This is a genomic window from Paraburkholderia sp. CNPSo 3274 (assembly GCF_024206475.1).
Classification (GTDB): Bacteria; Pseudomonadota; Gammaproteobacteria; order Burkholderiales; family Burkholderiaceae; genus Paraburkholderia.
Genome location: NZ_JAMBPR010000213.1, coordinates 1 through 1,294, shown reverse-complemented (window position 1 = coordinate 1,294; position 1,294 = coordinate 1). Strand labels below are relative to the sequence as shown.

The 1,294-nt window shown below is 61.1% G+C and carries 3 protein-coding genes; 2 read left to right on the top strand and 1 reads right to left on the bottom strand.

All coding sequences use genetic code 11. The annotated features are described in order from the left end of the window. Window positions 1–177, top strand: a 177-nt coding sequence (locus M3I54_RS44265) for a transposase domain-containing protein (RefSeq protein WP_254345774.1), incomplete at its 5' end; no start/stop codon positions are given. 27 nt (window positions 178–204) lie between these two features. On the opposite strand, the gene M3I54_RS44260 is transcribed toward M3I54_RS44265, so the two are convergent. Further along, window positions 205–531, bottom strand: coding sequence for a transposase (locus M3I54_RS44260; RefSeq protein ID WP_375542334.1), 327 nt, complete (start codon window positions 529–531; stop codon window positions 205–207). Window positions 532–1,112: 581 nt separating this feature from the next. Here M3I54_RS44260 and M3I54_RS44255 point away from each other — a divergent pair. Continuing rightward, window positions 1,113–1,294 (top strand): transposase (locus M3I54_RS44255; RefSeq protein WP_254346711.1); only part of this gene is annotated, 182 nt, incomplete at its 3' end.

The window sequence follows — 1,294 nt, the reverse complement described above, 5'->3', positions numbered from 1 at the left end:
GCGATGTACGCATTGATTGGCACTTGCAGACTGAATGACATCGATCCGCGTGCCTACCTCGACTACGTGCTAACCCATATCGCCGGTCACAAAATCAATCGCATCGACGAGCTCCTGCCTTGGCGTGTGGCCGACAAACTGCACACACCAGGCAGTCCGCCAGATCCCTCTACCTGACCGGCAGCTCCAGTTCACCATCATGCTTTACGCGCACGCGAATGGACGAACGGCCCAACTGAGGCGCTTACGGAACAATACCGAATTGCCATCAAAGCGCATCAACCGGTTATTTGAGATGGCAACGCGATGCGTGGAGCGGCCCAGGTAATCGAGTACCTGGGCCGCGCCGCCAAACGGTGGTTTCGCATAGACGACCCACTCCGCCTGGGCGGCGAGCGCGAGCCTGGCGGCGAACGCTCGCGGGTCATGCAACGGCTCGAGCTGGCCATGGAAGCGAAGGTTGCGGATCTGCATGTCATGCAGCATGCGTTCGCGCAGCGGTGTCATGGCGAACCTCCTGAAACAGTGAATGGAATGCCCGTTCGGGCACTTCCATACTGCTCGAGGCGAGCCGGCCTGCCATGCCGGCGGTTCGGCAGTAGATCACCGTGCTGTCTGAACGTCAGGCATTGACGTCAGCCATTCCCCCACTACCGCTTCAGCGGTTTAGTGTACGCCCGTGATGGCGTGCCATTTGCAGGGTGCAAGTCCCTGCCGGAGTTGGCCACAGCTCCGTAGCTGAAGGTAACTGCGTCGTCGTGAGACGGGGTGGGGAGTAACCGGAGGCGAACTGTCGGTCCGTAGGCTAACGAACCTGTTTCGGCGGAGTATCGCGGCGAGCCTGCACTAAAGTGGCGAAGCCTGGAAGTAACACAGCACGCTGTCGTGGCGGACAAAGCGGTGCGGTGGCATACCACGTGATTGAGGACGGAACGATGGGAAGGTGGCACGAAGCAAGCGGGGAGACCTGCCGGCGAGGTGAACGCTGGCAGGAGTCAGAGTCCCGGTAGTACTGCACACGGAAGCGTTGAACCGTGGAGACCTGCCCCCCGCGTCACAATGGTTGTCGCCTCGATAGAATTGGAATCTGGGGGCGATAAAGAGAGAACGAGTTGGCGCGTTACGGACAGACATTCAAGGACAGAGCGGTGGCGCGGTTGCTGGCGCCGGAAAGCGCATCAGTGGACGAGGTTGCGCGAGAGATCGGTGTGGGCGCGCAGACGCTGGAGCGCTTGCGCTGTGATGCGCTGTCCATGCCCGCTCGCGAGCGGGCATGGACAGCGGCCGCCCGTTT